At 61.4% G+C, this 26,199-nt stretch carries 27 protein-coding genes and 2 pseudogenes; 21 read left to right on the top strand and 8 right to left on the bottom strand.

All coding sequences use genetic code 11. The features are described 5' to 3' along the window. Positions 1-15: 15 nt before the first annotated feature. Complete coding sequence (locus tag So717_RS16175) at positions 16-600, top strand: hypothetical protein (protein ID WP_159979176.1); 585 nt, start codon at positions 16-18, stop codon at positions 598-600. 490 nt (positions 601-1,090) lie between these two features. After that, positions 1,091-1,645 (top strand): heme NO-binding domain-containing protein, encoded by a 555-nt coding sequence (locus tag So717_RS16170; protein ID WP_159979174.1) that lies wholly within the window; start codon positions 1,091-1,093, stop codon positions 1,643-1,645. A gap of 39 nt (positions 1,646-1,684) precedes the next feature. Here So717_RS16170 and So717_RS16165 read toward each other — a convergent pair whose 3' ends face one another. From So717_RS16165 to So717_RS16150, 4 genes are all read right to left on the bottom strand, one after another. Continuing rightward, positions 1,685-3,799: a hybrid sensor histidine kinase/response regulator gene (locus So717_RS16165; protein WP_159979172.1), complete on the bottom strand. Its 2,115-nt coding sequence runs from the start codon at positions 3,797-3,799 to the stop codon at positions 1,685-1,687. A gap of 55 nt (positions 3,800-3,854) precedes the next feature. Further along, a complete protein-coding gene (locus So717_RS16160; RefSeq protein WP_159979170.1) occupies positions 3,855-4,352 on the bottom strand; it encodes a putative pterin-binding protein in 498 nt (165 codons plus the stop codon). A 24-nt stretch (positions 4,353-4,376) separates the two neighbouring features. After that, on the bottom strand, positions 4,377-5,423 hold the full coding sequence (locus tag So717_RS16155) for an HD-GYP domain-containing protein (protein ID WP_159979168.1): 1,047 nt from the start codon (positions 5,421-5,423) through the stop codon (positions 4,377-4,379). Between the two features lie 212 nt (positions 5,424-5,635). Continuing rightward, complete coding sequence (locus So717_RS16150; protein WP_159979166.1) at positions 5,636-6,613, bottom strand: LacI family DNA-binding transcriptional regulator; 978 nt, start codon at positions 6,611-6,613, stop codon at positions 5,636-5,638. Between the two features lie 182 nt (positions 6,614-6,795). Between So717_RS16150 and So717_RS16145 the strand changes: the two genes are divergently transcribed. The 9 genes from So717_RS16145 (at position 6,796) to So717_RS16105 (ending at position 15,834) form a co-directional block, all read left to right on the top strand. After that, entirely contained in the window at positions 6,796-7,875 is a 1,080-nt protein-coding gene (locus So717_RS16145; RefSeq protein ID WP_159979164.1) for a sugar ABC transporter substrate-binding protein, read from the top strand. 68 nt (positions 7,876-7,943) lie between these two features. Further along, positions 7,944-9,461, top strand: a complete 1,518-nt coding sequence (locus tag So717_RS16140) for a sugar ABC transporter ATP-binding protein (protein ID WP_174239058.1) — start codon at positions 7,944-7,946, stop codon at positions 9,459-9,461. Then, entirely contained in the window at positions 9,454-10,416 is a 963-nt protein-coding gene (locus So717_RS16135) for an ABC transporter permease (protein ID WP_159979160.1), read from the top strand. Before So717_RS16140 ends, So717_RS16135 begins: the two co-directional genes overlap by 8 nt. Continuing rightward, positions 10,416-11,360 carry an ABC transporter permease gene (locus So717_RS16130; RefSeq protein ID WP_159979158.1) on the top strand — a complete coding sequence of 315 codons (945 nt, stop codon included), beginning with the start codon at positions 10,416-10,418 and terminating at the stop codon, positions 11,358-11,360. The genes So717_RS16135 and So717_RS16130 overlap by 1 nt, the downstream gene beginning before the upstream one ends. Then, a complete protein-coding gene (locus So717_RS16125; RefSeq protein ID WP_159979156.1) occupies positions 11,357-12,313 on the top strand; it encodes an SMP-30/gluconolactonase/LRE family protein in 957 nt (318 codons plus the stop codon). Before So717_RS16130 ends, So717_RS16125 begins: the two co-directional genes overlap by 4 nt. Next, positions 12,310-13,209 carry an L-threonate dehydrogenase gene (gene ltnD / locus So717_RS16120; RefSeq protein WP_159979154.1) on the top strand — a complete coding sequence of 300 codons (900 nt, stop codon included), beginning with the start codon at positions 12,310-12,312 and terminating at the stop codon, positions 13,207-13,209. Before So717_RS16125 ends, ltnD begins: the two co-directional genes overlap by 4 nt. Then, positions 13,206-14,438, top strand: a complete 1,233-nt coding sequence (gene otnK, locus So717_RS16115; protein ID WP_159979152.1) for a 3-oxo-tetronate kinase — start codon at positions 13,206-13,208, stop codon at positions 14,436-14,438. Before ltnD ends, otnK begins: the two co-directional genes overlap by 4 nt. Further along, positions 14,435-15,082: a 3-oxo-tetronate 4-phosphate decarboxylase gene (gene otnC / locus So717_RS16110; protein ID WP_159979150.1), complete on the top strand. Its 648-nt coding sequence runs from the start codon at positions 14,435-14,437 to the stop codon at positions 15,080-15,082. The genes otnK and otnC overlap by 4 nt, the downstream gene beginning before the upstream one ends. Beyond that, on the top strand, positions 15,079-15,834 hold the full coding sequence (locus So717_RS16105) for a hydroxypyruvate isomerase family protein (protein WP_159979148.1): 756 nt from the start codon (positions 15,079-15,081) through the stop codon (positions 15,832-15,834). The genes otnC and So717_RS16105 overlap by 4 nt, the downstream gene beginning before the upstream one ends. Positions 15,835-15,839: 5 nt before the next feature. Here the strand turns inward: So717_RS16105 and So717_RS16100 are convergent, their stop codons facing one another. The 3 genes from So717_RS16100 to So717_RS16090 are packed head-to-tail and all read right to left on the bottom strand — an operon-like array spanning position 15,840 to position 17,880. Then, positions 15,840-16,637, bottom strand: a complete 798-nt coding sequence (locus So717_RS16100; RefSeq protein ID WP_159979146.1) for a metal ABC transporter permease — start codon at positions 16,635-16,637, stop codon at positions 15,840-15,842. Beyond that, positions 16,637-17,368, bottom strand: a complete 732-nt coding sequence (locus tag So717_RS16095; protein ID WP_159979144.1) for an ATP-binding cassette domain-containing protein — start codon at positions 17,366-17,368, stop codon at positions 16,637-16,639. Before So717_RS16095 ends, So717_RS16100 begins: the two co-directional genes overlap by 1 nt. Beyond that, the gene (locus tag So717_RS16090; RefSeq protein WP_159979142.1) at positions 17,365-17,880 is read right to left on the bottom strand and encodes a transcriptional repressor; all 516 of its coding nucleotides are present in this window, start codon (positions 17,878-17,880) and stop codon (positions 17,365-17,367) included. Before So717_RS16090 ends, So717_RS16095 begins: the two co-directional genes overlap by 4 nt. Before the next feature lie 56 nt (positions 17,881-17,936). On the opposite strand from So717_RS16090, the gene So717_RS16085 reads away from it, so the two are divergent. After that, positions 17,937-19,007: a zinc ABC transporter substrate-binding protein gene (locus So717_RS16085; RefSeq protein WP_159979438.1), complete on the top strand. Its 1,071-nt coding sequence runs from the start codon at positions 17,937-17,939 to the stop codon at positions 19,005-19,007. A 36-nt stretch (positions 19,008-19,043) separates the two neighbouring features. Here the strand turns inward: So717_RS16085 and So717_RS22755 are convergent. Next, positions 19,044-19,385 (bottom strand): annotated as a pseudogene (locus So717_RS22755) (hypothetical protein); the annotation flags it as partial. Between So717_RS22755 and So717_RS22350 the strand changes: the two are divergent. The 9 genes and pseudogenes from So717_RS22350 to So717_RS16040 form a co-directional block, all read left to right on the top strand. Continuing rightward, a pseudogene (locus So717_RS22350) lies at positions 19,380-19,884 on the top strand (transposase); the annotation flags it as partial. The pseudogenes So717_RS22755 and So717_RS22350 sit on opposite strands and share 6 nt — an antisense overlap. 292 nt (positions 19,885-20,176) lie before the next feature. After that, positions 20,177-20,962, top strand: a complete 786-nt coding sequence (locus So717_RS16075) for a 23S rRNA (adenine(2030)-N(6))-methyltransferase RlmJ (RefSeq protein ID WP_159979140.1) — start codon at positions 20,177-20,179, stop codon at positions 20,960-20,962. A 99-nt stretch (positions 20,963-21,061) separates the two neighbouring features. After that, complete coding sequence (locus tag So717_RS16070) at positions 21,062-21,499, top strand: tellurite resistance TerB family protein (protein ID WP_159979138.1); 438 nt, start codon at positions 21,062-21,064, stop codon at positions 21,497-21,499. A 37-nt stretch (positions 21,500-21,536) separates the two neighbouring features. Then, the gene (locus So717_RS16065; RefSeq protein ID WP_159979436.1) at positions 21,537-21,977 is read left to right on the top strand and encodes a tellurite resistance TerB family protein; all 441 of its coding nucleotides are present in this window, start codon (positions 21,537-21,539) and stop codon (positions 21,975-21,977) included. Further along, positions 21,974-22,747: a phosphate/phosphite/phosphonate ABC transporter substrate-binding protein gene (locus So717_RS16060; RefSeq protein ID WP_159979136.1), complete on the top strand. Its 774-nt coding sequence runs from the start codon at positions 21,974-21,976 to the stop codon at positions 22,745-22,747. Before So717_RS16065 ends, So717_RS16060 begins: the two co-directional genes overlap by 4 nt. Before the next feature lie 91 nt (positions 22,748-22,838). Continuing rightward, positions 22,839-23,615 carry an ABC transporter ATP-binding protein gene (locus tag So717_RS16055; RefSeq protein ID WP_159979134.1) on the top strand — a complete coding sequence of 259 codons (777 nt, stop codon included), beginning with the start codon at positions 22,839-22,841 and terminating at the stop codon, positions 23,613-23,615. 28 nt (positions 23,616-23,643) lie between these two features. Further along, positions 23,644-24,372, top strand: a complete 729-nt coding sequence (locus So717_RS16050) for a transporter substrate-binding domain-containing protein (RefSeq protein WP_159979131.1) — start codon at positions 23,644-23,646, stop codon at positions 24,370-24,372. A 69-nt stretch (positions 24,373-24,441) separates the two neighbouring features. Continuing rightward, positions 24,442-25,329: an ABC transporter permease gene (locus tag So717_RS16045; protein WP_174239057.1), complete on the top strand. Its 888-nt coding sequence runs from the start codon at positions 24,442-24,444 to the stop codon at positions 25,327-25,329. Next, positions 25,326-26,132, top strand: coding sequence for an ABC transporter permease (locus tag So717_RS16040; RefSeq protein ID WP_159979129.1), 807 nt, complete (start codon positions 25,326-25,328; stop codon positions 26,130-26,132). The genes So717_RS16045 and So717_RS16040 overlap by 4 nt, the downstream gene beginning before the upstream one ends. Positions 26,133-26,199: the final 67 nt, after the last annotated feature.

Here is a 26,199-nt window from a genome sequence, read left to right as displayed (position 1 = left end):
GCTAGTGCATCCCAAATGAAGCTGATCGCGAACCTATTTGCCTTTGTTATCATCTGTGGTGCCACTGCAGTTACCGGCTACATCTTGTGGAATTCCCTTACTCTCTTTGACTACATAGTCGAAGGCGCGGGTGAGTTGGAGCCAGAGATATACGTTCCCCTGGCAGTAACAGTTCTAACTGCCGTCTTGGGTCTGACGGCAACTCTGTATACTCAAAGCGTATCTCGAAGGCGGGAGATCGAAGCAGCTCATCGTGAAAGAAAGCTGGAAATCTATCTTCAATTTATGCAGTTGATTGAAAAGTTAATTCTATCTGGAAAACCAGACCTAGCTACAGGTGAGATAGATCACAATCAGATTGCGAAGGAATTGGTATCAATCCGAACCAAAGCGGTACTCTGGGCTTCGCCTGCCGTTTTGAGACCGCTGGCCAAGCTTGGTCAGCCAGACCATTCGCTCAGAGGGCTTTTCGATACATTGGAGGAGATACAAAGAGCTATGCGAAAAGATCTGGGCCTATCGAACATCGGCCTAGAAAAGAAATTCTTTGCCAAACTGCCATTGGCCGACCCAACTGAGTATGATCGCCTCGGCACCTAAAAGCAGAGCTAACTGCCGTCATTTATAATTTCTCCGTGCCCGAGGCCCCGCCTCGGGCCGCGCCCGACCGCCCCCACGGGGAGGGCGCACATACGTGCACCCCGGGGCTCACGCCCCCCTCCGGCTTCAAAAGGTCCCCCGGACCTTTTGCAAGACAGCCTCCGGCCCGAGGTCGGGCGCAGCCCAGTAGGCGCACTGCGCCTGCGTCGGACGAAAGAGCGGATGCGCAGCATCTGCGGAGTCGTTCTTGCTTAGCCGTTTCAAACACTCTTTGTTACTCCTCATCCGGGGCAACTCTGGCACCCTTTGATCGGGCTCAAGCGCAGCCCCACCTTGCCTGCATTCACGCATAAACCTCCTGCACGCCTTCGGCTTCCCCCACATATCCCGCGCCCTTAAAAATGCATGTGAGGTCAAGCAGTGCCCGCCGAACTCACGGCCGGACGGGCTTGGCGAGCCACATGCGTAACGCATTCAAGAGGTGAACGGTATGTATGGTATGGTCAACGAGGGCATCCGCAGCTTTGTCCTGACGCATCACGGCGCGCAAACCTGGGACGACATTTGTCAGATCGCCGCTCTGCCCGACAAAGAGTTTCAAGATATGCAGCGGTATGACGACAGCGTCACCTATGAGCTGGTGGGCGCCATCTCTGACCGGATGGAGCTGTCGGACACCGAGGCGATGACGGCTTTCGGATCCTACTGGATCGACTATGCCGGTGGATCGCGCTTTGGTCCGTTGATGACCCGTGCGGGCCCGGGCTTTCTCGACCAGCTGCGCGGGCTTGATGACATGCACGCGCAGGTGAAACACGCGATGCCCGACCTGCGGCCCCCCTCCTTCACGCTGGAGCACCAGTCGGAGGACATCTACCACCTGCATTATGTCTCTCAACGCAGCGGACTCGATGCGATGGTCATCGGCATGCTGCATGGCCTCGCAGAAGAGACCGGAGAGAGCATCGACGTGCGGCAAGTGGCTGAAAAATCAGATGGCGTCGATCACAGTGTGTTCGAAATCACGCTGTTGCGGACAGGCTGAGCCCGAGGGCCAAAGGACCGCGCGGCCAACCCGTCCATGTCAGTCAACCGCGCGCGCGGCCTCGATGCTTGCACGCGCGACCGACACGAGCTGTGCTGCGGGGTCCGGGATGGCCTGATGGCCGGTGCGCATGTCCTGGGCAAGCTCGCCCAGTGACTTGAGGCCAAGCGTGAATGCTGCACCTTTGATCGCGTGAAAGGCAGCGTCCCGCTCCTGGCTGGCCCATCCGCTTCCCTTATCTGAGAGCGCCTCGGCGGCCCTCTCTACATCAGCGCGCAGCTTTGCGAGCATCTTCAGGAACGTGTCCTTGCCGGTGTGATCCACTATGGAGGAGATTTGCCCGGGGTCGACCAGATCCATCCTGTCTGACGGCGCCACGGGGTCCGTCGCCACCGCTTTCGCAAATCGGGCCAACACCACCTGAAGCCGGTCTGCCGTGATCGGCTTGGTGACATAGTCATTCATTCCAGCCTTCAGGCATTTTTTGCGATCTTCCTCAAAGGCGTTGGCGGACACCCCCACAATCGGCAGGGTCAGCCCTCTCTTTCTGATCTCTGTCGTTGCTGCCACCCCGTCCAAAACCGGCATCTGCAGGTCCATGAAGACCAGATCAAAGCTCCGCTCGGCCAGCTTATCGAGCGCCTCCTGCCCGTTCTCCGCACTCTCGACCACGACGCCGAACCGCTGCAGGATTGCCGAGGCCACCCGTCGGTTGACCTCATTGTCTTCCACCAGCAGCACCTCCGCATCAAAGCGAGCGGGCATCAACGACGGTGTCGCCACCTCGACCGGGCGCGCATCCCGGCACCAGCTGACGGCGCGGACGGGGAGCTCGATCCAGAACAGGCTGCCCTCTCCCACCGCGCTCGACACGCCGATCTGCCCCCCCATGTCGACGACAATACGCTTTGAAATGGCAAGCCCAAGCCCGCTGCCTGAAAATTGCCGGGACAGGGAGCCGTCAATCTGGCTGAAGTCCTTAAAAAGTTTGCCCTGATCCTCCGCAGAAATGCCGATTCCAGTGTCGGACACGCTGAGGCGCAGGGTGTCTCCGCCTTTGATCTCTGCTAAAATGCTGATCCGGCCCTGCTCGGTGAATTTGATCGCATTTCCAATCAGATTGACCATGACCTGCCGCAAACGCACCGCGTCCGTTACAACCTCGCAGGGCGGGCATCTGATCTCGAACCCCAGCCCGGCCTCTTCGGCACGAGGGCGCAAGGTCGTGTCCAGCAGTGTCGCAATATCCGTAAGGGACACAGGCGCATAGTTGTAGGTGATCACGTCTGCTTCGAGTTTCGAATAGTCGAGGATGTCGGTGATGACATCCAGCAGCAAATTGCCCGAGTTCCTTATGGTCGCAACCCGGCCCTTCTGCTCCGGCGACAGGGCGGTATCTTTCAACAGATCCGCCGCACCGATAATACCGTTCAGCGGCGTCCGGATCTCATGACTCATCGTCGCCAGAAATCTGGTCTTTGCATCACTGGCCGCGCGCGCGGCCTTGGCGCTGCGGGCGTTGCGCAGGCTCAAATGACGATGCTTCCTCTTGGTCTTTGAAATGAACGCCAGTTGCGCAAACTGCAAAGCAATGATCGACACAAACACCAAAGCGGTGAAGCCCACACCCAGGGCCAGACGGCTGTAGCTCCGGGATGTCAGGGCGCGCTCCGACACACGCAACTCGTCGAGGGCCCGGTTGGTGGAAATCACAAGCTGCGTTGTTTCCGCCCGAATGCCCTTCGCACGCTCCAGAAAATCCGGCAAAGCCGCGCGCAACCGCATCTGATTGCCAAGCATGGGATCAATTCGCTCGGCCATGCCCAAAATGGCATTTTTCGCGGACCGGGCTGCAGCCTGAACATCGGGCGCGGTGGAAAACGTCTCAGCAAACCGACCCTCGCTCAGGAGTTTGGCGCGGCTATAGACAAGATCGAACCGCAAGCTGACGTTTTGCAACATATCAGGGCGCGGGTCCGCTTGTGCGGCATAGAGGGCCTCAATCAGGCGAGAGGCCTCGCGGTCGGTCTGGAACACCGCCCACATCGCATCTTCCCGTACGCTTTCAGCAATCGAACGCTGCCGCTCGTACAGGTTGAGAAACAGAAACGCCGTTCCCGCGATCAGAAACGCGCCCAAGACGACAAGCAGCATTGTCACCTTGCCAATGCTTCCCGTTCTGATCAGCGGTGAGAAGAAGCGCCTCACGTCAATCGAGCACCTCGATACGTGCGATCTGCCAGACCGAGCGGCCGAAATAGACCTCGTTGAAGAGCTCAGGTGCTTCATCGAAGGGGTAAATCAGGAACAACGGCCCCTTGTCGCGAATGCTGAGCGGCTGGCCATCTGCATGCGTGGCGAGGATAACCGGATGGGACTGGAAATCCTCTACCGGGACATCGGCGCTGTAGTCGTTGAGGGCAAAAATACGCACGGTCTGGCCCTGCGCGCCGACCGCCTCCAGCAACGCCTGACCCAGCGGGCCGGAGAAGGCACGGCTGGTTTCGTACCAGGGCGTCATTGTTGTGGTCGTCCGTTGTGCCAGCGCCTCCAGCATGGCGCGGTCAAACCGCGCGACACCCTCGCCGTTGGTCACAGCGATATCGCCACTGACGGACAGAATCACATCGCCTTGCGGATCTGGCAACGCCTCAGCGTGAAGCAAACTTGCGAGAAAGATCAGGCACAGGGTCAGGATGGCCTTCATTGCTATTTCCTTTTGCGATTGATGCTAAGCTGTCTGCATGGACGGCTGAGTTCTGAGGTAGACCTGTTCGATCTCTGCGATCCCGGCCTCGAAGGCAAACACCGCATCGGGATCGAAATGAGAACCGGAGAGACGGTGGATCTCGTCGCGTGCGGCCTCGAAGGGCCAGGCGTCTTTATAGGGGCGTTGGGTGCACAGGGCGTCCAGCACATCTGCTATTGCAACGATGCGTCCAGACAACGGTATGTCGTCACCTGCCAGGCGACGGCCATAGCCGGTGCCATCCCATTTCTCATGATGGGTCAGCGCGATCTCCTCTGCCATGCGGATGAGATCGCTCTCGCCATCTTCCAGAATGCGGCCGCCAATATCGGTGTGCTTTTCGACGATGACCCGCTCATGATCCGTCAGACGGTCGGGTTTGTTCAGAATGGCATCCGGGATGCCGATCTTGCCGGTGTCATGCAGCGGAGCCGCGAGGTACAGGGTCCGGCAATAGTCGCTGTCCATTCCCATGTGACGAGCGATGATTTCAGAGACCTCGGCAACCCTTGAGATGTGTTCGCCGGTGTTGCCATCCCGCACCTCGATCGCGCGGGCCAGCCGCCAGATCAGTTCTTCCTCCTGTCTGACAAGAGCGCGCGTTGCCGTCTTGATTTCCTGGTCGAGATGTCTTGCACGGTCTTCGAGCGCCAGCTGCGCCTCTCGCAGAGACACCAGATTTCCAGCCCGCAGGCGCAGTTCTTCCGGATCAAAGGGCTTGTTGAGAAAATCCGTAGCCCCAAACTTGACCGCCTTGATCCGCAGATCCCGCTCCTGATCGGCGGTCAGCATCACAATGGGCACATGTCTGTATTCGGGGGACGCTCGCAGCAGGCGCAGGCACTCTATCCCATCGACATCGCCCATCCGGTAGTCGAGCAGAACCAGATCGAATGTGACCTCTTCACACCGCCGCAGCGCCGCCCTGGGATCGGAGTAGCCCTCCACCTCGCAGTTGCTCAGCTTTCCCAGAACCGCAGTGATGACACCAAGGATGATCTCGTCATCGTCGATGGAACAGATACGCATAGAACGGCTCAATTGATACCAATACTCACACAGAGCATGGTTTTGCAGGGAGTTTGTTAATTTGGCGATAAGTGCACCGTCAGTCTGGACATACAATTTGACACAATTCCGGCCATGATCGTGCGCCCGTGTCGGGGCCATCCGGGAGGACGGTCGTATGCAGGCTGCCAACCTGCCACCCCGTGGGGCACAGCCGCGCGCGATCTGCCGCGCTAGGTCGTCTCGCCAATCCGCAGATAGGCTGACAGCTCCACGGCATGGGCATCCGCGTCTGTGTCAGGCTGCATCAGCCAGGTCGCAGCGGCCTTGCCAATCTCGAACCTCGGCGTCACCGTCGTGGTGATCAGCTTCGGCAGAGCTGAGAGAAATCCAAGCCCGTTGAAGCCCGCAAGTGCGACTTGCTCGGGCAGCGCAAGGCCTTCGGCCAGGCAATGCATGAGCCCGCCAGCGGCCAGATCATCATTTGCATAGTAGATCGCCTGAGCCGGAGATCGTTCTTGCATCAGCCTGGCCGTGGCAGCCCGCCCCGCCTCCATCGACGAGGCGCCATGGGCGCTTTCCACATCGACGATCTGCGCCCCGGCGGCCCGCACCGTTCGGGCAAAGGCCTCGAACCGCTTTGTGGCCCGCAGATCGAGACCGTCCAGGCTGCCCACATAGGCAAAGGTCCTGTAACCGCGCTCGATCAGATGTCTGGCCATGTCTTCACCCGCCTTGATGTGCGACACCCCGAAGCAGGCTGAGATCGGATCACCATCGGTGTCCATGATCTCGGCCACGCGCACCCCGGTCTGCGTGACGATCTTTCGCAGAGCGTCCGTGTGTTCAAGACCGGGGAGAATCAACCCCCTCGGGCGCCAGGACAGCAGGTCAAAGACCAGGTCTTCTTCGGTCTCAAGCGAATACTCCGACACGCCAAACACCGGCCTCAACCCACTTTCATCCAGCGCCGTGTTGATGCCCGACAAGACTTCCGTGAAGACCCGGTTTTGCATCGTCGGCACCACGACGCCGACAATCGGATTGTCGTAGGTGGCGTTGCCGCCTGCCAGCCTGTTGTGCACGTAACCAATCTCACGCGCTGCACCAACAACCTGTTTTCTCACGTCTTTCGAGATATAGCCTGTGCCGCGCATGACCCGCGACACCGTCATCTGGCTGACCCCCGCCACTCGTGCCACATCATGCATTGTGGGCTGCGATCTCCCCGAATTTGAAGCTCGGCGTTGGGCCATTTTACCGGGTGTCTCTCTCATGTGTGCTTGACGTATGTTTACGTAAACATCTACTGTAAGCGCAATGTGTTTACGTAAACATACGTGCCACAGGATAAGGAACACACTGCAGGCGGGCGACCGCCATGGGAGGATATATGAAACATTTTCTTTTGAGCTCGGCCTTGGCCGTGGCAGCCACAGGCGCCGCCTTCGCCGACACATACCGGCCGGAGTGCTTTGCCCCGGCACCGGGCACATCAGAGATTTCCTATGACGCGAAGGACGGGCCCTACAAGCTGGCCTTCGTGAACGGATTTGCCGGAAACGACTGGCGCATTCAGGCAATTCAATCCGCCAAAGCCTGGGCGGCCCGCCCCGAGAATGCGGGCAAGATCGACGAGTTCACCGTGGTGTCGGTGGGCAATGACAGCGCCGCACAGATCGCCGCCATCGATAACTTCATCGCGGCGGGCTATGACGCCATCACCTTCATCGCCGTGAACCCCACAGCGTTCGAACCGGTCATTCGCCGGGCCGAGCGCGCAGGCACGATCCTGGTGCCCTTCGACAATGTTCTGGACACCGACAAGGTTGTCCAAGTGAACGAAAGCCAAAAGGCTCTGGGCGCGCTGAAGGCACAGACCGTCATGGACACGCTGGGCGGTGAGGCGGACAAGATCCTGATGGTCAACGGCCTGCCCGGCAACGCCACGGATCGCGACCGCCGCCTCGGGATGATGAGCGTGCTGGAGCAGGTCGAGGGGCTGGAGATCGTCGAGGTGGTCGGCAATTGGGACACCGGCACCAGCCAGAAGGTTGTGGCCGATGCGCTGGCCACCCATGGCGAATTTGACGCCGTTGTGTCGCAGCACGGTTCAGCCGGGTCGATCAACGCGATGCAGGCCGCAGGGCACCCGATTGTGCCCATGGGCGTCGATGGCGAAAACGGCGTGCGCATGTTGATGGATGAACTCGACATTCCGGGCGTCTCGGCCAGCCAGGCGCCGGCCATGTCAGCCGTGGCGCTGGAAGCGGCCGTGGCGCTTTTGGAGGGCAACACGCTGCCACAGACGATCTTCCTGCCCATTCCGCAGGTGCAGGCGGAGGCGCTGGAGGCTGGGGTGAACTATTTCCCCGACTTGCCCAAGTCCTTCAATACAGGCACGGGCTATGCCGAGTGCTTCGCGCCCTTCACACCCGAAGAGCTGTTGGGTCAATCACCTGACAATACCTGAGCCTGACGGCTTCTCTTATGCGGTGGCGCGGGCCTACACGCGCCACCCCATGCCATGGAATGACCGCTATGACCGACATCCGCCCTCCTCTTCTGGAGATGAAGAACATCTCCAAACACTTCGGCGCCACAAAAGCGCTCGACGGTGTCGACTTTGCCTGCCGGGCGGGTGAGGTGCATGCCGTGCTCGGCGAAAACGGCGCGGGCAAATCAACGCTGATGAAGCTCATCGCGGGCGTGCTGCAGCCCACCCATGGTCAATTGCGCGTGGACGGCCAGGATGTGGCGCTGAACACACCCCAGGATGCGCTGCGCCACGGGCTGGTCTGCATGTTTCAGGAGCTGTCTCTGGTGCCGGACCTGACCGTGCGGGAGAACCTGCTGCTCGGCGCACCGGGCGCCGGGCTTGGCTGGTTGCGCGGAACCGGGCTGAGTGACGCGCAGGATGTTTTGAACCGCATCGGCGGCGACCAGATCAAGATGGGCGCGCGTGTCGCGGACCTGACATTGCCGCAACGCCAGCAGGTGGAAATTGCCAAGGCGATCATGAAAAAGCCGCGCCTTCTGATCCTCGATGAAGCCACATCGGCGCTTAGCGCGTCGGTTGTTGATCGGGTGTTCGAGCTTGTCCGCGAAGCTCGGGATGGCGGCACCGCCGTGCTTTTCATCTCTCACCGGTTTCACGAGGTCGAAGCTTTGGCGGACCGGGTCTCGGTCTTTCGCAACGGCCAGCGTGTCGAGACCTTCCTAAAAGGCGCGCATGACTATGGCGAGATCATCGACATGATGGTGGGCCAAAAGATCGAAGAGCTGTTCCCGCAAAAGCCAGCCGGTCTGAGCAACGCCGAGGTCGTTTTGGATGTGCGCAGTTTCAGTTGGGAAGACCGCGTCAAAGACGTGAGCCTGTCGGTGCGCCGTGGTCAGATCGTGGGCCTCGGCGGGCTCGATGGTCAGGGACAAGGCGCGTTTCTCATGGGCCTCTTCGGTTTGCTTCGCAAGGCGGACGGCACCACAGCGATTGCCGGGCAGACCAGCGACATCACGAGCCCAAAAGTCGCCAAACACCAAGATATCGCACTCGCCTACGTCCCTGAGGACCGCAAAACCGAAGGGTTGATCCTCGATCAGAGCATTCAGGAAAACCTCGAACTGGCCGCGCTTGGCCGAACCGATCTGGATGCGGGAGACGCAGCGCTTTATTCCGGATCGCTCGACCAGTTGGCCTTGAAACATGGCGGGTTGGACCTGCCTGTCTCATCGCTGTCGGGCGGCAATCAACAAAAGGTGGTTCTGGCGAAATGGCTTGCGCTCAAGCCGCGCTGCCTGCTTCTGGCGGACCCAACGCGCGGCATCGACGTGAAAACAAAGACGCAGATCTATGCGATCCTGCGCCAACTGGCAGATCAGGGCACGGCGATCCTGCTTCTCAGCACGGATTACGAAGAGCTGATCCAGCTCTGCGACGAGACGCATGTCTTCTTTGATGGGGCAATCGTGGCCTCGCTCAAAGGCGCGGAGCTGACCCCGCAGAACATCATCGCAGCCACCCTGAATGTGGCGACAAACGAGGCTGCGCGTCATGCTTGACTACATGAGATCGAACCGGCGCGAGGTGATCGCGGGCCTTGTGCTGATCGCACTCCTGGCGACTTATCTGGGCACCCACCCGCGCGGGGCCTCGACCTATGTGATGACGATCTGGGCGAACCAGTGCCTGATCCTTGGTCTGGCCGCCTGTGCCCAGTTCTTCGCCGTTGTGGTGCGCGGGATCGACCTGTCGGTTGGTGCGGTCATGGCGCTGACGAATTGCATCGCCTCTTATCTGCTGGACGGGTCCGCCAGCGGCATTGCCTTTGGGATGGTGGCTGTCGTTGCGGCAGGCGCGCTCTGTGGGCTGCTCAACGGGGTCATCATCGTCTTTGGCCGCATCCAACCGATCGTGGTGACGCTGGCGACTGCCTCGGTCTTCATCGGCATCGCGTTGTTGCTGCGCCCCACCCCCGGTGGCGCGGTGAACTATGATCTGGCCGACGCGATGACACTCGACTTTCTTGGCATTCCCACCGCTTTGGTGATTACGGCGGTGGCCGTCGTCGGGTTCTGGCTGCCGTTCCGGCGCACCGGCCTTGGCTTGGGCCTCTATGCGCTTGGGTCCTCGGAACAGGCGGCATTCCAATCGGGGATCGACACGCGGTTCATCCGCCTGGCGGCCTTCACGCTGGCCGGGCTTTTTGGCGGGTTGGCGGGGCTGTTTTACAGCTTCGTGACCACCACAGGCGATGCGGGGATCGCGGCAGGGTTCACGCTGAACTCCATTGCAGCGGTGGTTCTGGGCGGGGTGCTGCTGCGCGGCGGGGTCGGCTCGCTTGTGGGCGCGCTGGCGGGTGCCTTCATCCTGAAAACGATAGCGTCGCTCATGTTCTTTTCTGGCATCCCGTCACTTGCGCAGCCCCTCTTCGAAGGGCTGATCCTCGCGGGGGCCATCGCCATCGGCGGCGCCGACGTCTTGCGCGCGCGCAACAAGCTGGAGGTCTACTCCTGATGCGGAGCGCAATCACACTCGACAGTCTGATGCCGTTTTTCGGTGTTGTGGTCCTGATCCTCGCGGGCAGCGTCTTCTTCCCGCAGGTGCTCAGTGCAGGCTATCTGACCCAGCAACTTCAGATCGCGGCCTTTCTCGGCTTGCTGGCCACCGGCGCCACCATTGTAATCCTGCTGGGGCATATCGATTTGTCGGTACCTTGGGTCTTGACGGGAGCTGCGATCCTGTCGACCGCGCTGGTCGGCACTGGCAACCCAGTGCTGAGCGCGATTGCCGTGCCCGCAGCGCTCGCTTTCGGTGCTCTGATCGGGGTGATCAACGCCATGGGTGTGGCCATTCTGCGCATCCCCTCGATGGTCTGGACGCTGGCGGTGAATTCCATGCTGCTGGGCCTTGCGGTGCTGAATACGGGCGGGTTCAACCCAAAGGGCCAGTCCAGCCCGCTGATGGTGGCCATGGCCTCGGGTGACATTCTGGGCCTGCCCATCAGCTTTCTGGTCTGGATCGCGATTTCGCTGATCCTGGGCTATGTCCTGACCCGCACACCGTTCGGGCGATACCTGCGCTCCATCGGCTTCAATGAAAAAGCGACCTTCCTGTCAGGCGTCTCAACGCCCTCGGTGCTCTTTGTCGCCTTTGCGATTGCGGGCATGTGTTCAGCACTTGGCGGGGTCATGCTGGCGGGATATGCCAATCAGGCCTACCAGAGCATGGGCGACCCGTTCCTGTTGCCCACCATCGCCGCAGTGGTCATCGGCGGCACCTCGATCCTTGGGGGGCGCGGTGGGCTCTTCGGCACCATCGGCGGCGCGCTGTTCATCACCCTGCTGACCTCGATCCTTTCGGTGATGCAAATCGACGACGCCTGGCGCAATATTATCTTTGGGGTCATCATCCTTGCGATGCTCCTGTTCCAGACCTTGAGAAAAGGAGCCGTGGCGTGACCCAACCCCGCTTCATCCCCGTTGATCCGCGATTTGAGACGTTTGTGGACACCTCCCGCCCGCCGGAGCAGATTGCAGACGGCTGTATCTGGACGGAAGGCCCCGTCTGGCACGACGACCAGCTGTTTTTCAACGATATCCCGAACAAGCGCATGATGCGGTGGAGAGAGAGCACAGGCGCACAAGTCGCGCTGGCCAACAGCGAGTTTGCAAATGGCAATACGCGCGACCTAGGGGGCCATATGATCTCTTGCGAACACGGCGGGCGCCGGGTGATCCGGCGGCATGATCCGTTGGACGCATCAGCCGTGGAGGTCATCGCCGACAGTTTCGAGGGCAAGCGGCTGAACTCCCCCAACGATGTGGTCGTGCGCTCCGATGGCTCCGTGTGGTTCACTGACCCGCCCTACGGGATCAATTCGGACATCGAAGGCTACCCCGCCGACAGCGAGATTGGCGGCTGCTATGTCTTTTGCGCAGACACCGATGGTGTGCTGCATGCGGTGGCCACCGACTTCGACAAGCCCAATGGGCTTGCGTTCTCCCCCGACGAGCGCCGCCTTTATGTGGCCGATTCAGGTGCGATCCGGGGGGCGAGCTTTCCCGGCATCGACTATGAGCTGCCCCACCACATCCGGGTCTTCGACGTGGAGGGTGTCACGCTCTGCAACCCCCGCGTCTTTGCGGTTGTGGCCCCCGGCGTGCCGGATGGGTTCCGCGTGGACCACGAGGGGTACATCTGGACGTCGGCGCTCGATGGCATCCACTGCCTGTCGCCCGAGGGCGCGCTGATCGGGAAGATCTGGCTGCCGCAACAAACCTCGAATATCTGCTTTGGAGGGGCGTCGGGCCAGACCATGTTCATCACCTCCTCCGACAAAGTATACCGGGTGGAGAGCACGCGTCGTGATGCCGCCCATGTTTTGAGAGACCAGGAAAGGACCCTGTCATGAGTTTGAACGTTGCCATCTTTGGCCTGGGCTCCATGGGCTATGGCATGGCGCAGTCCTGTCTGCGCGCCGGGATGAGGGTGCATGGCTTTGATGTGGTGGAGGCGCAGGTCGCGCGGTTCCTCGCCGACGGGGGTGCGGCAGGACCCGTGGCGGAGGTGGCGCCAGACCTGGATGCCGTTGTGGTGGTGGTCCTGAACGCCGCCCAATTGGAAAGCGTGCTGTTTGGTGAGGCTGGCGTTGTGGCCCAGCTGCGCGCCGGTGCGGTTGTGCTGGCGTGCGCCACGGTGCCGCCGGAGTTTGCAAAGGAGATGGAGCAGCGCTGCATAGCCACCGGCGTGCACTACCTCGACGCACCCATCTCGGGTGGCTCGGTCAAGGCGGCGCAGGGCAGACTTGGCATCATGGCGTCAGGCACGGAAGCTGCGTTTTCGGCAGCAGGCCCCGTTCTGGAGGCCACAGCTGAGACGGTCTTCCGCCTGGGTGATGCCGCAGGGGCCGGGTCGGCCATGAAGGCCGTGAACCAGCTGCTTGCGGGAGTGCATATTGCCACCATGGCCGAAGCGCTGACCTTCGGGATGACCCAAGGGATCGCGCCGGAGACCTTCGTCGAGGTGATCAGCAAATGCGCGGGCAGCTCCTGGATGCTTGAGAACCGCGCACCGCATGTGGTCGCAGGTGACTACACCCCGCACAGCCAGGTCAACATCTGGCCGAAGGATCTGGGCATCGTTCTGGAAGCCGCCAAAGCCTCGGGCTTTCACGCGCCAATCACCGAAACTGCGCTGGCGCAATACAGGGCCGCCGTTGACATGGGGCTGGGCCACGAGGATGACGCAGCGGTCGCCAAGGTCTATGCCAAGGATGCAGGCCTGACCCTGCCGGAGAAACACTCATGAAACTTGGCTGCATCGGGGATGATTTCACCGGCTCAAGCGATCTGGCCAATACATTGGCCAAACAGGGCATGCGGGTGGTGCAGTATTCGGGCATCCCATCCGAACCGGCCTCTGAGGACGTCGAGGCGGGGGTGGTGTCGCTCAAATCCCGCTCCATCGCGCCGGCGGACGCAGTGGCACAATCGCTGGCCGCACTCGATTGGCTGATCGCGCAGGGCTGCACGCAGATTTTCTTCAAATACTGCTCCACCTTCGATTCGACGCCCGACGGCAACATCGGGCCGGTGGCGGATGCCCTGGCCGATGCGCTTGCGGCGGATCGGGTCATCGTCTGCCCCGCCTTCCCTGGCACCGGGCGCTCGGTCTATCAGGGGCATCTCTTTGTCAACGATGCGCTGCTGAACCAATCGGGCATGGAAAACCACCCCTTGACCCCGATGACAGATGCCGACCTGCGCCGGTGGATGACCCCGCAGAGCAAATATGACATCGGGCATGTGGCGGCACAGACCGTCTTTGCCGGCGCGGACGCCATCCTGGCGGGTCTCAACGGCGAAGATGCGGCGGGCAAACGGCACATCGTGGTCGACGCCATCCGGGATGAAGACCTGATGGAAATCGGGCGCGCGGCTGCAGACCTCAAATTGGTGACAGGCGGCTCCGGTGTGGCCTTGGGGCTGCCGCGCAATTTCGGTTGCACACCCGGTAAGCCGGACTGGGAAGGCCAGTCCGGCCCCGTCCTTGCCCTCTCCGGCTCCTGCTCCACCGCGACCCGCGCGCAGGTGGCACGCCACGCGGCCCGCCACCCCGCGCGGGAGCTGCGCGCCGAAGACATCATTGATGGTCGTGAAACACCTGACGCGGTGTTGGACTGGGCGATGATTACCGGTGATCTGCCCCTGATCTACAGCTCGGCGGATCCCGAGGTGGTCAAGGCCGTGCAGGACCAGTTTGGACGCGAGCGCGCCGCCTCGGCCATCGAGACCTTCTTTGCCGATCTGGCGCGTCTGGCTGTGGCAAGAGGCGTCACCCGGATCATCACAGCAGGTGGCGAGACCTCGGGTGCTGTCGTCGAGGCGCTCGACCTCACCACGCTTGAGATCGGCCCGGAGATCGACCCCGGCGTGCCCGCGCTGCGCGCCAAGCCGGACCTCGTGCTGGCGCTGAAATCCGGCAATTTTGGCGCGGAAGATTTCTTTGAAAAAGCGGCCGGAGTGCTGGGCCCATGAGTGACACCAAGCTGCGTGAGCAGATGTGCCTGCTGGCGCAATCGCTCTTTGAGCGGGGTCTGACGCATGGGTCAACCGGCAATATCTCGTCGCGGACGGAGGATGGGGGTCTGCTGGTCTCGCCCACTGGCACCAGCTTTGGCCGTCTCGATCCTGCGCGCCTGAGCCGGTTCGACGCCGACGGTCGCATGATTGACGGCGACCCGCCCACCAAGGAGATGCCGTTGCACGCCGCGTTCTACGAGACACGCAGCACGGCAGGCGCCGTGGTGCATCTGCATTCGTGCCATTCGGTGGCCCTGTCGCTGCTGCCTGACAACGACACGGAGTGCTTTCTTCCGCCGCTGACGCCCTACGCCGTCATGCAGCTGGGCAAGGTCAAGCTGCTACCCTTCTTCGTGCCGGGCGATCCGGCCATGGGCGAGGCTGTGCGCGGGCTGGCCGGGAAACGCACCGCAGTCATGCTGGCCAATCATGGCCCCGTGGTTGCGGGCAAGACCGTCGAAGCCGCCTGCAATGCGATTGAAGAGCTTGAGGCCACCGCGCGGCTGGCGCTGATGCTCCGCAGCCAGCCCCTGCAGGCGCTGGACGCGGGCCAGATCAACGCCGTTGTCACCAAATTCGATGTGGAGTGGGAGACATGATCCGCTTTTCAGCCAATCTCGGCTTTCTCTGGACAGATCGCCCCCTGCCCGACGCCATTCACGCGGCGCATGCGGCAGGGTTTGCCGCCGTGGAATGCCATTGGCCCTATGACACCCCCGCCGCCGACGTGCGCACGGCGCTCGATGCGACCGGTTTGCCGATGCTGGGCCTGAACACCTTGCGGGGCCAACCCGGCGAGAACGGCCTCGCCGCGCTTGAAGGCCGCGAGGCGGAGGCGCGCGCAGCCATCGATCAGGCGATTGCCTATGCCGATGTTGTGGATGCGGGCGCGGTGCATGTCATGGCCGGGTTTGCCTCCGGCCCCGCAGCCCGACAGGCCTTTGAGCGCAATCTAGGCCACGCGGCGTCACAAACCGACCGCACGATCCTGATTGAGCCTTTGAACCGCCACGACGCGCCCGGCTACTTCCTCACCACCACCGATCAGGCGCGAGAGATCATCGAAAGCGTGGGCGCGCCAAACCTGAAGCTGATGTTCGATTGCTATCATGTGGGCCGAACTGAGGGTGACGTGATCACAAGGCTGACCGATCTGCTGCCGATCATCGGCCACATCCAGTTTGCATCGGTCCCCGACCGGGGGCCACCGGATCAGGGCGAGCTGAACTATGCCGCGATTTTTGCGCATGTCGCATCGCTTGGCTGGCAGACCCCTCTGGGCGCGGAGTTCAAATCGGAAACGCCAGAGCCGCCGCTGGGCTGGATGACACGGCTCGCTGCTTTGGGTTGAGGCAATCAAGCGCCAGCTTTGTTGCGCCACCCCACTAGGTTCAACCCGGCAAAAAGGATGGCCGCGACGCAGACGATGGACGGACCCGCAGGCGTGTCGAACACATAGGCGCCCTGCAATCCGGCCACGGCTGACACCGCTCCGATCCCGGCCGCAGTCACGGCCATGGCCTCAGGCGTGCGTGCGAGCCCCCGCGCCGCCGCCGCTGGTATGATCAGAAGCGCCGCGATCAGAAGCACGCCAACAACCTTGATCGCCACAGCCACGGTGATGGCCAGCGACAGGGTCAGGATCAATTGCTCCCGTTTCGGGTTCAGACCACTGGCATAGGCCAGCTCCGCGTTGAGCGTGGAGGTCAGCAGGGCGGACCACCTCCAGGCGATCAGCGCCACCACAAGGACCGCGCCACCCCAGATCACCAGCAGATCCAGCCGCGACACGGCGAGAATATCGCCAAACAGATAGGCCATCAGGTCAATCCGGATGCCCGACAGGAAAGAGACCGCGACCAGCCCAAAGGCCAGAGCGGAATGGGCCAGCACACCCAGCAGCGTGTCCATCTCATAGCCGCGTCCGGCCAAGACTGTGACGGTCAGCGCCATGATCAGCGCCACAGCGAGAACGCCCGGAAAGATCGAGATCTGAAACGCCAGTGACAGCGCGACCCCGAGAATCGCCGCGTGGGCCGTGGCATCCCCAAAATAGGCCATCCGTCGCCAGACCACAAAACACCCCAAAGGGGCTGCGGCCACGGCTGTTCCGACCCCGGCCAGGGTCGCGCGGGTCATGAAATCATCCAGCATTATTCAGCCGCCTCGTGGCAATGGTCGTGATCATGATCGTGGTCATGACGGTAAAGCGCCAGCGCACCGCCGGTGCCCGACCCAAAGAGCGCACGGTACTCCGGCGCTGAGGCCACGACGGCAGGCGTTCCCTCGCAACACACATGCCCATTGAGGCAGATCACCCGATCCGACGCGCTCATCACCACATGCAACTCGTGGCTGATCATCAGAACGGCGCAACCGGTTTTGCGGCACACGGTCTCGATCTCCTGATAAAACGCGGCAGAGCCGGGCTGGTCCAGCCCCTGCGTCGCCTCATCCAGCAGCAAGACGTCCGGCTGGTTGATCAGCGCCCGCGCCAACAACACGCGTTGAAACTGCCCGCCGGAAAGCTGAGTCATCTGCCGTTTGAGAAGGTCAGGCACGCCCGCCGCCTCCAGCGCGGTCTTGCACCGCGCCAGTGGCACCCGGTTGGTCAACCGCATGAAGCGCGCGACCGTGATCGGCAAAGTCTGGTCAATATGCAGCCGTTGCGGGACATAGCCGATCTTCAAGCCCGGCTTTAGTGAAATCTCACCCTTGGTGATATCTGTGGCCCCGATGATCGCGCGAAACAGGCTGGTCTTGCCCGACCCGTTTGGGCCCACAATGGTCACGATCTCGCCCGGGTTCAGCGTCAATGACACATTGCTGAGAACGGTGTTGGCGCCGTAGGTCACGGCGAGGTTCTTCACTGTAATCAGGCTCATATGTCAGCGTTGTCCAGACAGTCGGGGCAGACGCCTTCAGCTTCCACGACGGTCTTCTCTATTTGAAACCCCGCAGAGCGCGCTGCCTGCCCCAAAGCGCCGCCAGAAGCTGCTGCGTCCGCCTCGGCCACGGCATCGCACAAGCGGCAGATCATGAAGGCTGGTGAATGGTTTTCACCGGGATGCGCGCAGGCGACAAAGGCGTTCAAGCGCTCGATCTTGTGAACAAACCCGTGCTCCGACAAAAAATCGAGAGCGCGATAGGCGACGGGCGGTTGCGATCCAAACCCCGCCTCGCGCAGCATGTCCAGAATGGCATAAGCCCCAAGCGCCCGGTGCTCCTGCAACAGCAATTCCAGCACTTTGCGCCGCACCGGGGTCAAACGCAGGCCGTTCTGTGCACATTTTGCTTCCGCCGCCTCAAGCGCCTGACCCACGCAGAGGTGATGGTCATGCTTTTGGAAACCAAGCGTTTGGCTCTGAGCAGGCTCGACTTTGAGATCGCTTGTCATAGGGGTCCGTATCGGCTATGGCGAAAGTAACGTTATAAAATCACATGAACGATCCTATGTCCAGAACGCTTCTTTCTCTCTCCATTTCAACTCTTCTCATGGGCGGCACCGCGCTGGCCGATGCGCCCAAAGTCGCCGTCGATATTGCGCCGGTGCATTCTCTTGTCGCACAGGTCATGCAAGGGATTGGTGTACCCAAGCTTATTGTCCAGCCGGGGGCATCGCCGCATGAATACAGCCTGCGGCCCTCGGAGGCCTCTGCCCTGCAAGAGGCCGATCTGGTCTTCTGGATTGGCGAGGATCTGGCCCCCTGGATGGAAGACGCGGTGGAGACGCTGGCAACGGATGCGACCGTGACCACATTGCTGGAGACAGACGACACCCTTCTGCTCGACGTCCGAGAAGGTGCCTTGTTCGAAGCGCATGATCACGGCGCGGCGCATGACGATCATGATGACCATGACGATCACCACGGCGCAGAGCATACGGACGACAAAGACCATGGCCATGACGCGCATGCGCATGAGGATCACGATGAGGACAAACACTCCGATCACGAGGAGCATGAGCACGACGACCACGCGGACCACGACAACCATGATGGGCATGCCCATGGCGCGCATGACCCCCACGCCTGGTTGTCGCCACGAAACGCCAGCGCCTGGTTGAATGTGATCGCAGCACAGCTGTCGGCAGCGGATCCGGACAACGCGGGCACCTATTTCGCCAACGCTTCCGCCGCGCGCGCAGATATCGAAGCCCTTGCCGCCGACGTCGGCGCGATGCTGGACCCTGTGCGCGGTGGCAGTTTCATCGTATTCCATGACGCGTATCAATATTTTGAAAAGGATTTCGACTTCCCCGCTGCGGGAGCGATTTCGCTTGGCGATGCATCCGACCCAAGCCCGGCGCGGATCGCGGAAATACAAGGGCTTATCCGTGCTGAAGGCATCGATTGCGTTCTGGCAGAACCGCAGTTCAACCTGGGCATTGTCACCGCGATCCTGGATGGGACAGAAGCCAAAACAGGGGTCATAGACCCGCTTGGGGCGTCACTCGACCCCGGTGCCCCGCTCTATCCGAAGCTCATTCGCAATATGGCCCAAACGCTGGCGGAGTGCCTATAAATCGAACAATGCCCCCGGCGATCCTGGGCTCAGGCCTCATAGCCCAGAGATGGCGGCTGCCGCGAGGACGATGGCTGAAAGGAAGACCTTTGGACATCTGTCGTATCGGATTGCCACACACCGCCAGTCCTTCAACCTGCCGCACATGCTCTCGATGCGGTTGCGGCGTTTGTACCGGCGCTTGTCCATTGCCCGGCAGTGCATTGCGCAGCAATGTCACAAGAGGCGGGCTTCACAGGTTTCTTGCGCTGTTTCCGGCCGGGGGTGAGGGGCGATCAGATTTGATCCAGTGGATCAAATTAGCCCTGAACGGCGCGTACCCCTTTTGTCTTTCAACGCGTCTCGGAACCATTCGGCGTCATTCCCACGATCTCCAAGCGGCGCGTCTGGCGCAAGAGACACATCGGAGTTGACGAGAAAACGCTGAAGGTCAGAGCCGTCGAGATCACCGGCAGCAATATCGATGACGCGCCCAGACGCCGGAGCGGCTGGATCACATCGGAACGGATCAGGACATCGCATCGGTCACCGCGGCCGGGGCTTACGACATCCGGACGTGCCACGCGGCCATTGCTGCACAAAAATGCTGACGCTGTCATCCCGCCATGGAAGAACGCCAAGCCCCGGACGCCGACGAGCCCCAGACGCCCTCGTGCGTGACGCGACACTGCGCACCTCGAAGTATTTGCGGCGTGCCATCTGGCAGCGATGGAGCGGATACCACTGCCACTGCCGCAGCCGTGTCGAGAGCCAGATGAACTGTCTCAAGCGGCTCGGCCAATCCCTCATGGTTCGCGACGTCAATCGCCAGGTCGCCAAACGGCAGGTCCTGAACCGCGACGCCGCGCCTGGCAAACCTGTCACAGAGCCCGCAGGACAAGTCCGGCCGCGGAAAGGGGAGGCCCAACCGTCAGACGATTTGGGGAAAAAGGGCCGGCCAGCCTCAAAGGCCCAGGTCTTCAACACTATCTCCACAAACTGGAGGCAGCGGCGTCTCAGCCAAGCTTGCCCCAAACGGTGTGCTTTTCATCTTTCCCTCTCCATGCATCAACATGACCACAGATCTGCACGTCTCCCAGACCAAAAGCATTGGCCCATCGTCCGGTCAAAATGCCAACAATCGGCGCCCGTGTGTTGCGCAGCGTCTCAGTTCAGGTACACCTCACCCCATGCTCAGCTACCAGCATAGCTATCACGCCGGAAACCTTGCCGACGTCCACAAACACGCGCTGCTGGCGTGGATGCTGGCGTATCTGACGCGCAAAGACAAACCGCTCAGCTACATCGAAACCCACGCGGGTCGTGGGCTTTACGACCTGTCTGATCCGGCGGCGCTCAAGACCGGTGAGGCCGCGTCAGGGATCACACGTGTGCAGCCTTGGTTTGACGCCACACATCCTCTGGCCCGCGCCATTGACAAGATCCGTCACAGTCACGGGCCGCAGGCTTATCCCGGCTCCCCCCTGATTGCCGCCACCCTGTTGAGGGCAACCGACACGCTGCATCTGGCTGAGATGCACCCGCAGGAACATGCCGCCCTGCAAGCAGCCATGGTCGGGACGGGCGCGCGTTGCCACCACCAGGACGGCTTTGCGCTGGCCCATGCGCTGACGCCACCCTCCCCGCGGCGTGGCCTCATGCTGATTGATCCAAGCTACGAGGTGAAATCGGACTACGCGGACATTCCCGGACATATGCGCTGCATCACCCGCGCTTGGAACGTTGGTATCATCTGCCTTTGGTATCCGATCCTGACCTCCCGCAGTCATCAGGCCATGCTGGAGCAATTGCAAAGCGCGCATGAGGGCGCGTTCCGGCACGAAGTCCACTTCCCGCCGACCCGCCCGGGGCATGGCATGGTCGGCTCAGGGCTATTCGTGATCCGGCCTCCGTTTGGTCTTGAGGAAGCGGCAGCACAACTGGCCAAGCAGTTCGAGCAGCTTGCACACCCCTGATCTGTGCCCTCTGGGCATTGGCTGTTTTGCGTGCCACACTGCCGCACATCGCTGTGCAGGACGCAGCGAACCAGACCGCCCACGACACAAAAGCAAGACATGTTCGAACGCCTCTTTCCCCGCCGCAAGGCCCGCCCAGACCAGCCGCCTCAGCCCAACCCGCAGCTGGCGCTCGGCGCTCTGCTGGTGCGCGTGGCGCTTGCCGATCGCAACTACCAAGCCGCAGAGGTTGGCCAGATCGACCGGATTCTGGCAGATACCTTCGACCTCAAACCGCTGGAGGCGGCCAAGCTGCGCGCCACCTGCGAGGCGCTGGAACGGCATGCTCCGGGTACACCGGAGTTTGCGGATATCCTGCGCGAAGAGGTTGACTACGCACAGCGGCGTGCCCTGGCGGATGCCATGTGGTCAGTCGCCCTTGCGGATGGTGACCGTGACCCGGGCGAAGAGATTCAGCTGCTGGCCATCGAAACCGCGCTTGGGTTGACAGATGCCGACATTGCCGCCGCACGTCAAAAGGCGCTTGCGGGCCATTAACATTGGCACGGCGCAGCTTCCCGACTATATGACGCGGATGTTTGCTGATTTCATAAAACGGTTGACCCAACCCGACACAGAGCCTTTGCCCGACGAAGATGCGCGGCTGGCTCTGACGGCATTGCTGGTCCGCATCGCCCGATCCGACAACGACTATAGTGAGCGCGAAAAGGCTCGGATCGATCAGATCATTGCGCAGCGATATGAGCTTGGGCCAGGCGCCACCTCGGCGCTGCGCACAGAAGCCGAAGCGCTGGAGGCCGAAGCCCCGGATACGGTGCGCTTTACCCGCGCGATCAAGGATGCCGTTCCTTACGAGGCGCGCTGCGGTGTGGTTCAGGCGCTGTGGCAGGTGGTGCTGGCCGATGGCGCCCGCGCGCAGGAGGAAGATGCCCTGGTGCGCATGGCGGCGAACTTCCTGGGCATCAGCGACCGGGATTCCGCGCTGGCCCGACAGGCGGTTGACGGGCGCGCGTGACGGCCAGCCTGCCGATGTATGACACGGCGCGCACAGGTGCCGCCAATGATCGGCTTTGGCAATTGATCAGAAACGGATATGGTGCCGGGCCGGAGGCACTGGACCGGCACAGTGACCCGCATGTCACCTGGGAGGACCCTGGGTTGGTGCTGTCGCAAACCTGCGGGTTGCCCTTTCGTACGGGCCTGCACAGTCGCGTCCACCTGGTGGGGACGCCGGACTATGGCGTCGAAGGCTGCCCGCCGGGCTACTACAGATCTCACATTGTTGTGCGCGCAACCGACCCGCGCCAAAGCCTCGCCGAATTCGACGGGGCGCAGCTGGCCCGCAACGATCGACGCTCGCAATCCGGCTGGGCGGCGATCGAAGCGCATCTGGCCGAGGGCGGCTTTGGCTTCAGCTTTGCCGGTCGGACCCGCGACACCGGAAGCCATCTGAACGCGGCACGTGCCGTCAGCGAAGGGGCCGCGGACCTGGCCGCGATTGATGCGGTCACCTGGCGGTTGATCCAGCACAATGAGGCCGCAGCACTTGACCTGCGCGTTCTGGTCTCGACGCGGCCCACACCGGGCTTGCCATTTATCACCGCCCTTGGGCGTGACCCAACACCGCTCTTTACAGCGATAAAGACGGCAATTGCAGCGCTGGCGCCCGCTGATCGCGCCACACTTCTGCTGAAAGACATCGTGCAGATCCCCGCCGCCGCCTATCTGGACGAGCCTCTGCCGCCGCCTGAAACACCGTGCACCGCCAAAAAATGCACACCCTGACCTGGCGAAACCCGGTCTTTGCCGCTTTGCACATTGCAAAAGGCGCGATTTTGACCCCTTATACCGCCTTGAATCATTGAGAGGCCTTGTCTTGACTGCCGCGCCACCGGTTATCGAAATCGCCAATCTGCACAAGGCCTATGGCGCGCTTGAGGTGCTCAAGGGTGTCAGCATCACCGCCCCCAAAGGTCACGTGATCTCGCTGATTGGCTCGTCTGGCTCGGGCAAATCCACACTGCTGCGGTGCTGCAACCTACTGGAAGACAGCCAGCAGGGCGACATCAGGTTCAAGGGCGAGCCGGTTCTGTGGAAGGGCCAGGGCCACAACCGCCGCCCGGCGGACCCTGCGCAGGTGCTGCGCATCCGCACCAACCTGTCCATGGTGTTCCAGCAGTTCAACCTGTGGGCCCATATGACGATCCTGCAAAACGTCATGGAAGCGCCGCTGACGGTTCTGCGACGGGACCGGGCCGAGGTGGAACAGGCCGCCCGCGCCTATCTCGACAAGGTGGGCATCGGCGACAAATGTGATGTCTACCCCGCACAGCTCTCGGGTGGACAGCAACAGCGCGCCGCCATCGCGCGGGGGCTCTGCATGGAGCCCGAAGCGCTTTTGTTTGACGAGCCGACCTCCGCGCTTGACCCCGAGCTGGAACAGGAGGTGGTAAAGGTCATCAAGGATCTGGCGGCCGAAGGGCGCACGATGATCATCGTGACCCATGACATGAAACTGGCCCATGATGTGTCGGACCACGTGGTCTTCCTGCATCAGGGGCTGATCGAAGAACAGGGGCCGCCCGAGACGCTGTTCGGCGCGCCCAAATCCGAACGATTGCGTGGGTTTCTATCGGCGACTCACGCGGCGTAACCTAAATAAAAACAAGGGAGTAACCATCATGAAAAATCTCATCCTGACAACTGCAAGCCTCGCGCTCTGCGCTGGCATGGCCATGGCCGACGGCCACGGCAAGACCATCCGCATGGGCACAGAGGGCGCCTACCCCCCCTACAACTTCATCAATGACGCGGGCGAAGTGGACGGCTTTGAGCGCGAATTGGGTGACGCACTCTGCGCGCGCGCTGAATTGACCTGTGAATGGGTCACCAACGAATGGGACAGCATCATTCCCAACCTCGTATCCGGCAACTACGACACCATCATCGCCGGCATGTCGATCACAGCAGAACGTGACGAGGTCATCGACTTTACCCAAAACTACATTCCGCCAGAGGCATCGCGATACGCGGCTCTGTCTGAGGATGCCGATATCAACGGCGTGATCGCCACGCAGACAAACACAATCCAGGCGGGCTATATCGCCGAGAGCGACGCCACCTTGCTGGAGTTCGCCACAGCGGATGAGCTGGTTGCCGCGGTGAAAAACGGTGAAGCGGATGCGGTCTTCTTCCAGGGCTCCTTCCTTGAGCCGCTCGTGACCGAAGACCCCGACCTTGTCTGGGTCGACGAACCCGTCCTTCTCGGGGGCGGTGTTGGTTTGGGCGTCCGGGAGTCGGATGGTGAACTGAAAGCCACATTCGACGCGGCGATCACCTCTATGAAAGAAGACGGTTCGATCAACGAACTTCTTATCAAATGGTTCGGCGAAGACGCGCAAACCTACTGATCACAATATCATAGATCAGGCCTGGGCGCGGAGGAGTGTCGCGCCCAGGCGAAGCCAGGCTGCCATTTTATGTTCAATTTTTGTGTCGATCCCAGCGTATTACCCGATTGGCAATGGATGGCGTGCTATCTGACCACCGGTAAGCACATGGCGATCTACTACTCGGTCTTCACCGTGCTGATCCTGCTGGCCATCACGGCGCCGCTTGCCTTGGCCTTCGGGTTTGGCGGGGCTTTGGCATCACGCTCTCATATCCTGCCGCTCCAGTGGTTCGGCAAAGGCTACATTGCGATTGTCCGGGGCGTGCCTGACGTGGCCTTTTTCCTGTTCTTCGTGATCGCGCTGGATCAGGGTATCGAATATCTACGCCATAAGACGCTGTGCCCGGAATGGTCTGAACCCATCCGGCAGGGCAATGACTTTGTGGTCTGTCAGGCGGCGAAGATGCCGCTGGGCAGCGCGCCGCAATGGATGCATGAGACCTATGGGTTTGCACTTGCGGTGCTGACCTTTGCCATCGTCTTTGGCGCTTTTGCGGCCAATGTTCTGTTTGGCGCGATGCGCGCGGTGCCGCGGGCGCAGCTGGAGACCGCCGAAGCCTATGGCATGTCGCAACGCCAGACGTTCTGGCGCGTACTTGTGCCGCAAATGTGGGTCTACGCGCTGCCCGGGCTCAGCAACCTGTGGATGGTGCTGATCAAGGCGACGCCGCTGCTCTTTCTGCTGGGCATCGAAGATATCGTCTATTGGGCGCGTGAGTTGGGTGGCACCAAGACCCCCCGTTTCACCGATTATCCACATGGGGACTGGCGCATGTGGTACTTTCTGGCGCTCCTGGTGTTCTACCTGCTCTTCACCCGGCTGTCCGAGATTGTGCTGAGCCGGATCATGGCGCGGCTGACGAAGGGCCAGGCCACGGCAGCGGGCGAAGCGCAGCGCAAGGCAGCCACAGCGTGAGCTGCCTGCAAACCATTCAGGACTACGGCTTGCGGGCCATCGGCATCGGCGAGCGACTGCTGCCACGGGAAGATTTCACGCTCTGTCAGCAGTTCACGCTGATCGGCTCCGGCATGCTGTGGAATGTGTATTTCGGGATTGTCGCACTGTTGATGGGGTTCTTTCTGGCCACGGCCCTTGCGATGGGCAAGGCCTCGCCGCGCCCGCTGCTGCGCAAACCGGCAGAGTGGTTCATCTTTCTGTTCCGCGGCTCACCGCTCTTTGTTCAGTTCTTTTTCGCCTATTTCCTCTTCCTCAACCTCAAGTCGGTCTCACCGATTTTCGACCCGTTCACAGCTGCCTGGCTTGGCGCGCTGATTGTGCTGTTTTTTAACACGGCAGCCTATTCGGGCGAGATTTTCTATGGCGCGCTGCAATCGATCCCAAAGGGCGACACCGAGGCGGCGGATGCCTATGGGCTGTCCGGCTGGGCCCGGTTCCGGCGGATCATCTGGCCCACGATGCTGCGGCTGGCCTGGCCCGCCTATACCAATGAGGCGATCTTTCTGTTCCACGCCACGGCTCTTGTGTTCTTCTCGGGGTTTCCCGCCTGGCAGCAGCGGGGCGACGCGCTCTACTATGCACAATACTTCGCCGACAAGACCTTCAACCCCTTCGTGCCCTACCCCATTCTGGCGTTCTACTTCATCCTTCTGACGCTGGTTGTCATTGGTGTTTTCGGTTTCGTGAACAAACGGTTGAACCGGCACTTGCCGCAGACCATGCGACGCAAAATAAGGTTGCGCCCAAACCTGATCCGATAGTATCCCTGAATTTGATCAAATTATCCGTGGGGCGGGCACTGGCCTGGGCCGCGCGGCAGCCCACCCA

The organism is Roseobacter cerasinus (assembly GCF_009811755.1).
Classification (GTDB): Bacteria; Pseudomonadota; Alphaproteobacteria; order Rhodobacterales; family Rhodobacteraceae; genus Roseobacter; species Roseobacter cerasinus.
Note: the sequence above shows the minus strand (reverse complement) of the source record. Positions and strands in the feature narration are given on the sequence as shown.

What these genes read in the sequence shown, in the direction of transcription:
- So717_RS16070 (WP_159979138.1), top strand. Translation starts at nt 21,062, where the DNA reads ATGTTCGAACGCCTCTTTCCCCGCCGCAAGGCCCGCCCAGACCAGCCG.
- So717_RS16155 (WP_159979168.1), bottom strand. Translation starts at nt 5,423, where the DNA reads ATGCGTATCTGTTCCATCGACGATGACGAGATCATCCTTGGTGTCATC.
- So717_RS16050 (WP_159979131.1), top strand. Translation starts at nt 23,644, where the DNA reads ATGAAAAATCTCATCCTGACAACTGCAAGCCTCGCGCTCTGCGCTGGC.
- So717_RS16135 (WP_159979160.1), top strand. Translation starts at nt 9,454, where the DNA reads ATGCTTGACTACATGAGATCGAACCGGCGCGAGGTGATCGCGGGCCTT.
- So717_RS16130 (WP_159979158.1), top strand. Translation starts at nt 10,416, where the DNA reads ATGCGGAGCGCAATCACACTCGACAGTCTGATGCCGTTTTTCGGTGTT.
- So717_RS16100 (WP_159979146.1), bottom strand. Translation starts at nt 16,637, where the DNA reads ATGCTGGATGATTTCATGACCCGCGCGACCCTGGCCGGGGTCGGAACA.
- So717_RS16145 (WP_159979164.1), top strand. Translation starts at nt 6,796, where the DNA reads ATGAAACATTTTCTTTTGAGCTCGGCCTTGGCCGTGGCAGCCACAGGC.
- So717_RS16170 (WP_159979174.1), top strand. Translation starts at nt 1,091, where the DNA reads ATGTATGGTATGGTCAACGAGGGCATCCGCAGCTTTGTCCTGACGCAT.
- So717_RS16065 (WP_159979436.1), top strand. Translation starts at nt 21,537, where the DNA reads ATGTTTGCTGATTTCATAAAACGGTTGACCCAACCCGACACAGAGCCT.
- So717_RS16075 (WP_159979140.1), top strand. Translation starts at nt 20,177, where the DNA reads ATGCTCAGCTACCAGCATAGCTATCACGCCGGAAACCTTGCCGACGTC.
- ltnD (WP_159979154.1), top strand. Translation starts at nt 12,310, where the DNA reads ATGAGTTTGAACGTTGCCATCTTTGGCCTGGGCTCCATGGGCTATGGC.
- So717_RS16085 (WP_159979438.1), top strand. Translation starts at nt 17,937, where the DNA reads ATGTCCAGAACGCTTCTTTCTCTCTCCATTTCAACTCTTCTCATGGGC.
- otnC (WP_159979150.1), top strand. Translation starts at nt 14,435, where the DNA reads ATGAGTGACACCAAGCTGCGTGAGCAGATGTGCCTGCTGGCGCAATCG.
- So717_RS16045 (WP_174239057.1), top strand. Translation starts at nt 24,442, where the DNA reads ATGTTCAATTTTTGTGTCGATCCCAGCGTATTACCCGATTGGCAATGG.
- So717_RS16150 (WP_159979166.1), bottom strand. Translation starts at nt 6,613, where the DNA reads ATGCATGATGTGGCACGAGTGGCGGGGGTCAGCCAGATGACGGTGTCG.
- So717_RS16095 (WP_159979144.1), bottom strand. Translation starts at nt 17,368, where the DNA reads ATGAGCCTGATTACAGTGAAGAACCTCGCCGTGACCTACGGCGCCAAC.
- otnK (WP_159979152.1), top strand. Translation starts at nt 13,206, where the DNA reads ATGAAACTTGGCTGCATCGGGGATGATTTCACCGGCTCAAGCGATCTG.
- So717_RS16165 (WP_159979172.1), bottom strand. Translation starts at nt 3,799, where the DNA reads ATGCTGCTTGTCGTCTTGGGCGCGTTTCTGATCGCGGGAACGGCGTTT.
- So717_RS16090 (WP_159979142.1), bottom strand. Translation starts at nt 17,880, where the DNA reads ATGACAAGCGATCTCAAAGTCGAGCCTGCTCAGAGCCAAACGCTTGGT.
- So717_RS16140 (WP_174239058.1), top strand. Translation starts at nt 7,944, where the DNA reads ATGACCGACATCCGCCCTCCTCTTCTGGAGATGAAGAACATCTCCAAA.
- So717_RS16105 (WP_159979148.1), top strand. Translation starts at nt 15,079, where the DNA reads ATGATCCGCTTTTCAGCCAATCTCGGCTTTCTCTGGACAGATCGCCCC.
- So717_RS16160 (WP_159979170.1), bottom strand. Translation starts at nt 4,352, where the DNA reads ATGAAGGCCATCCTGACCCTGTGCCTGATCTTTCTCGCAAGTTTGCTT.
- So717_RS16175 (WP_159979176.1), top strand. Translation starts at nt 16, where the DNA reads ATGAAGCTGATCGCGAACCTATTTGCCTTTGTTATCATCTGTGGTGCC.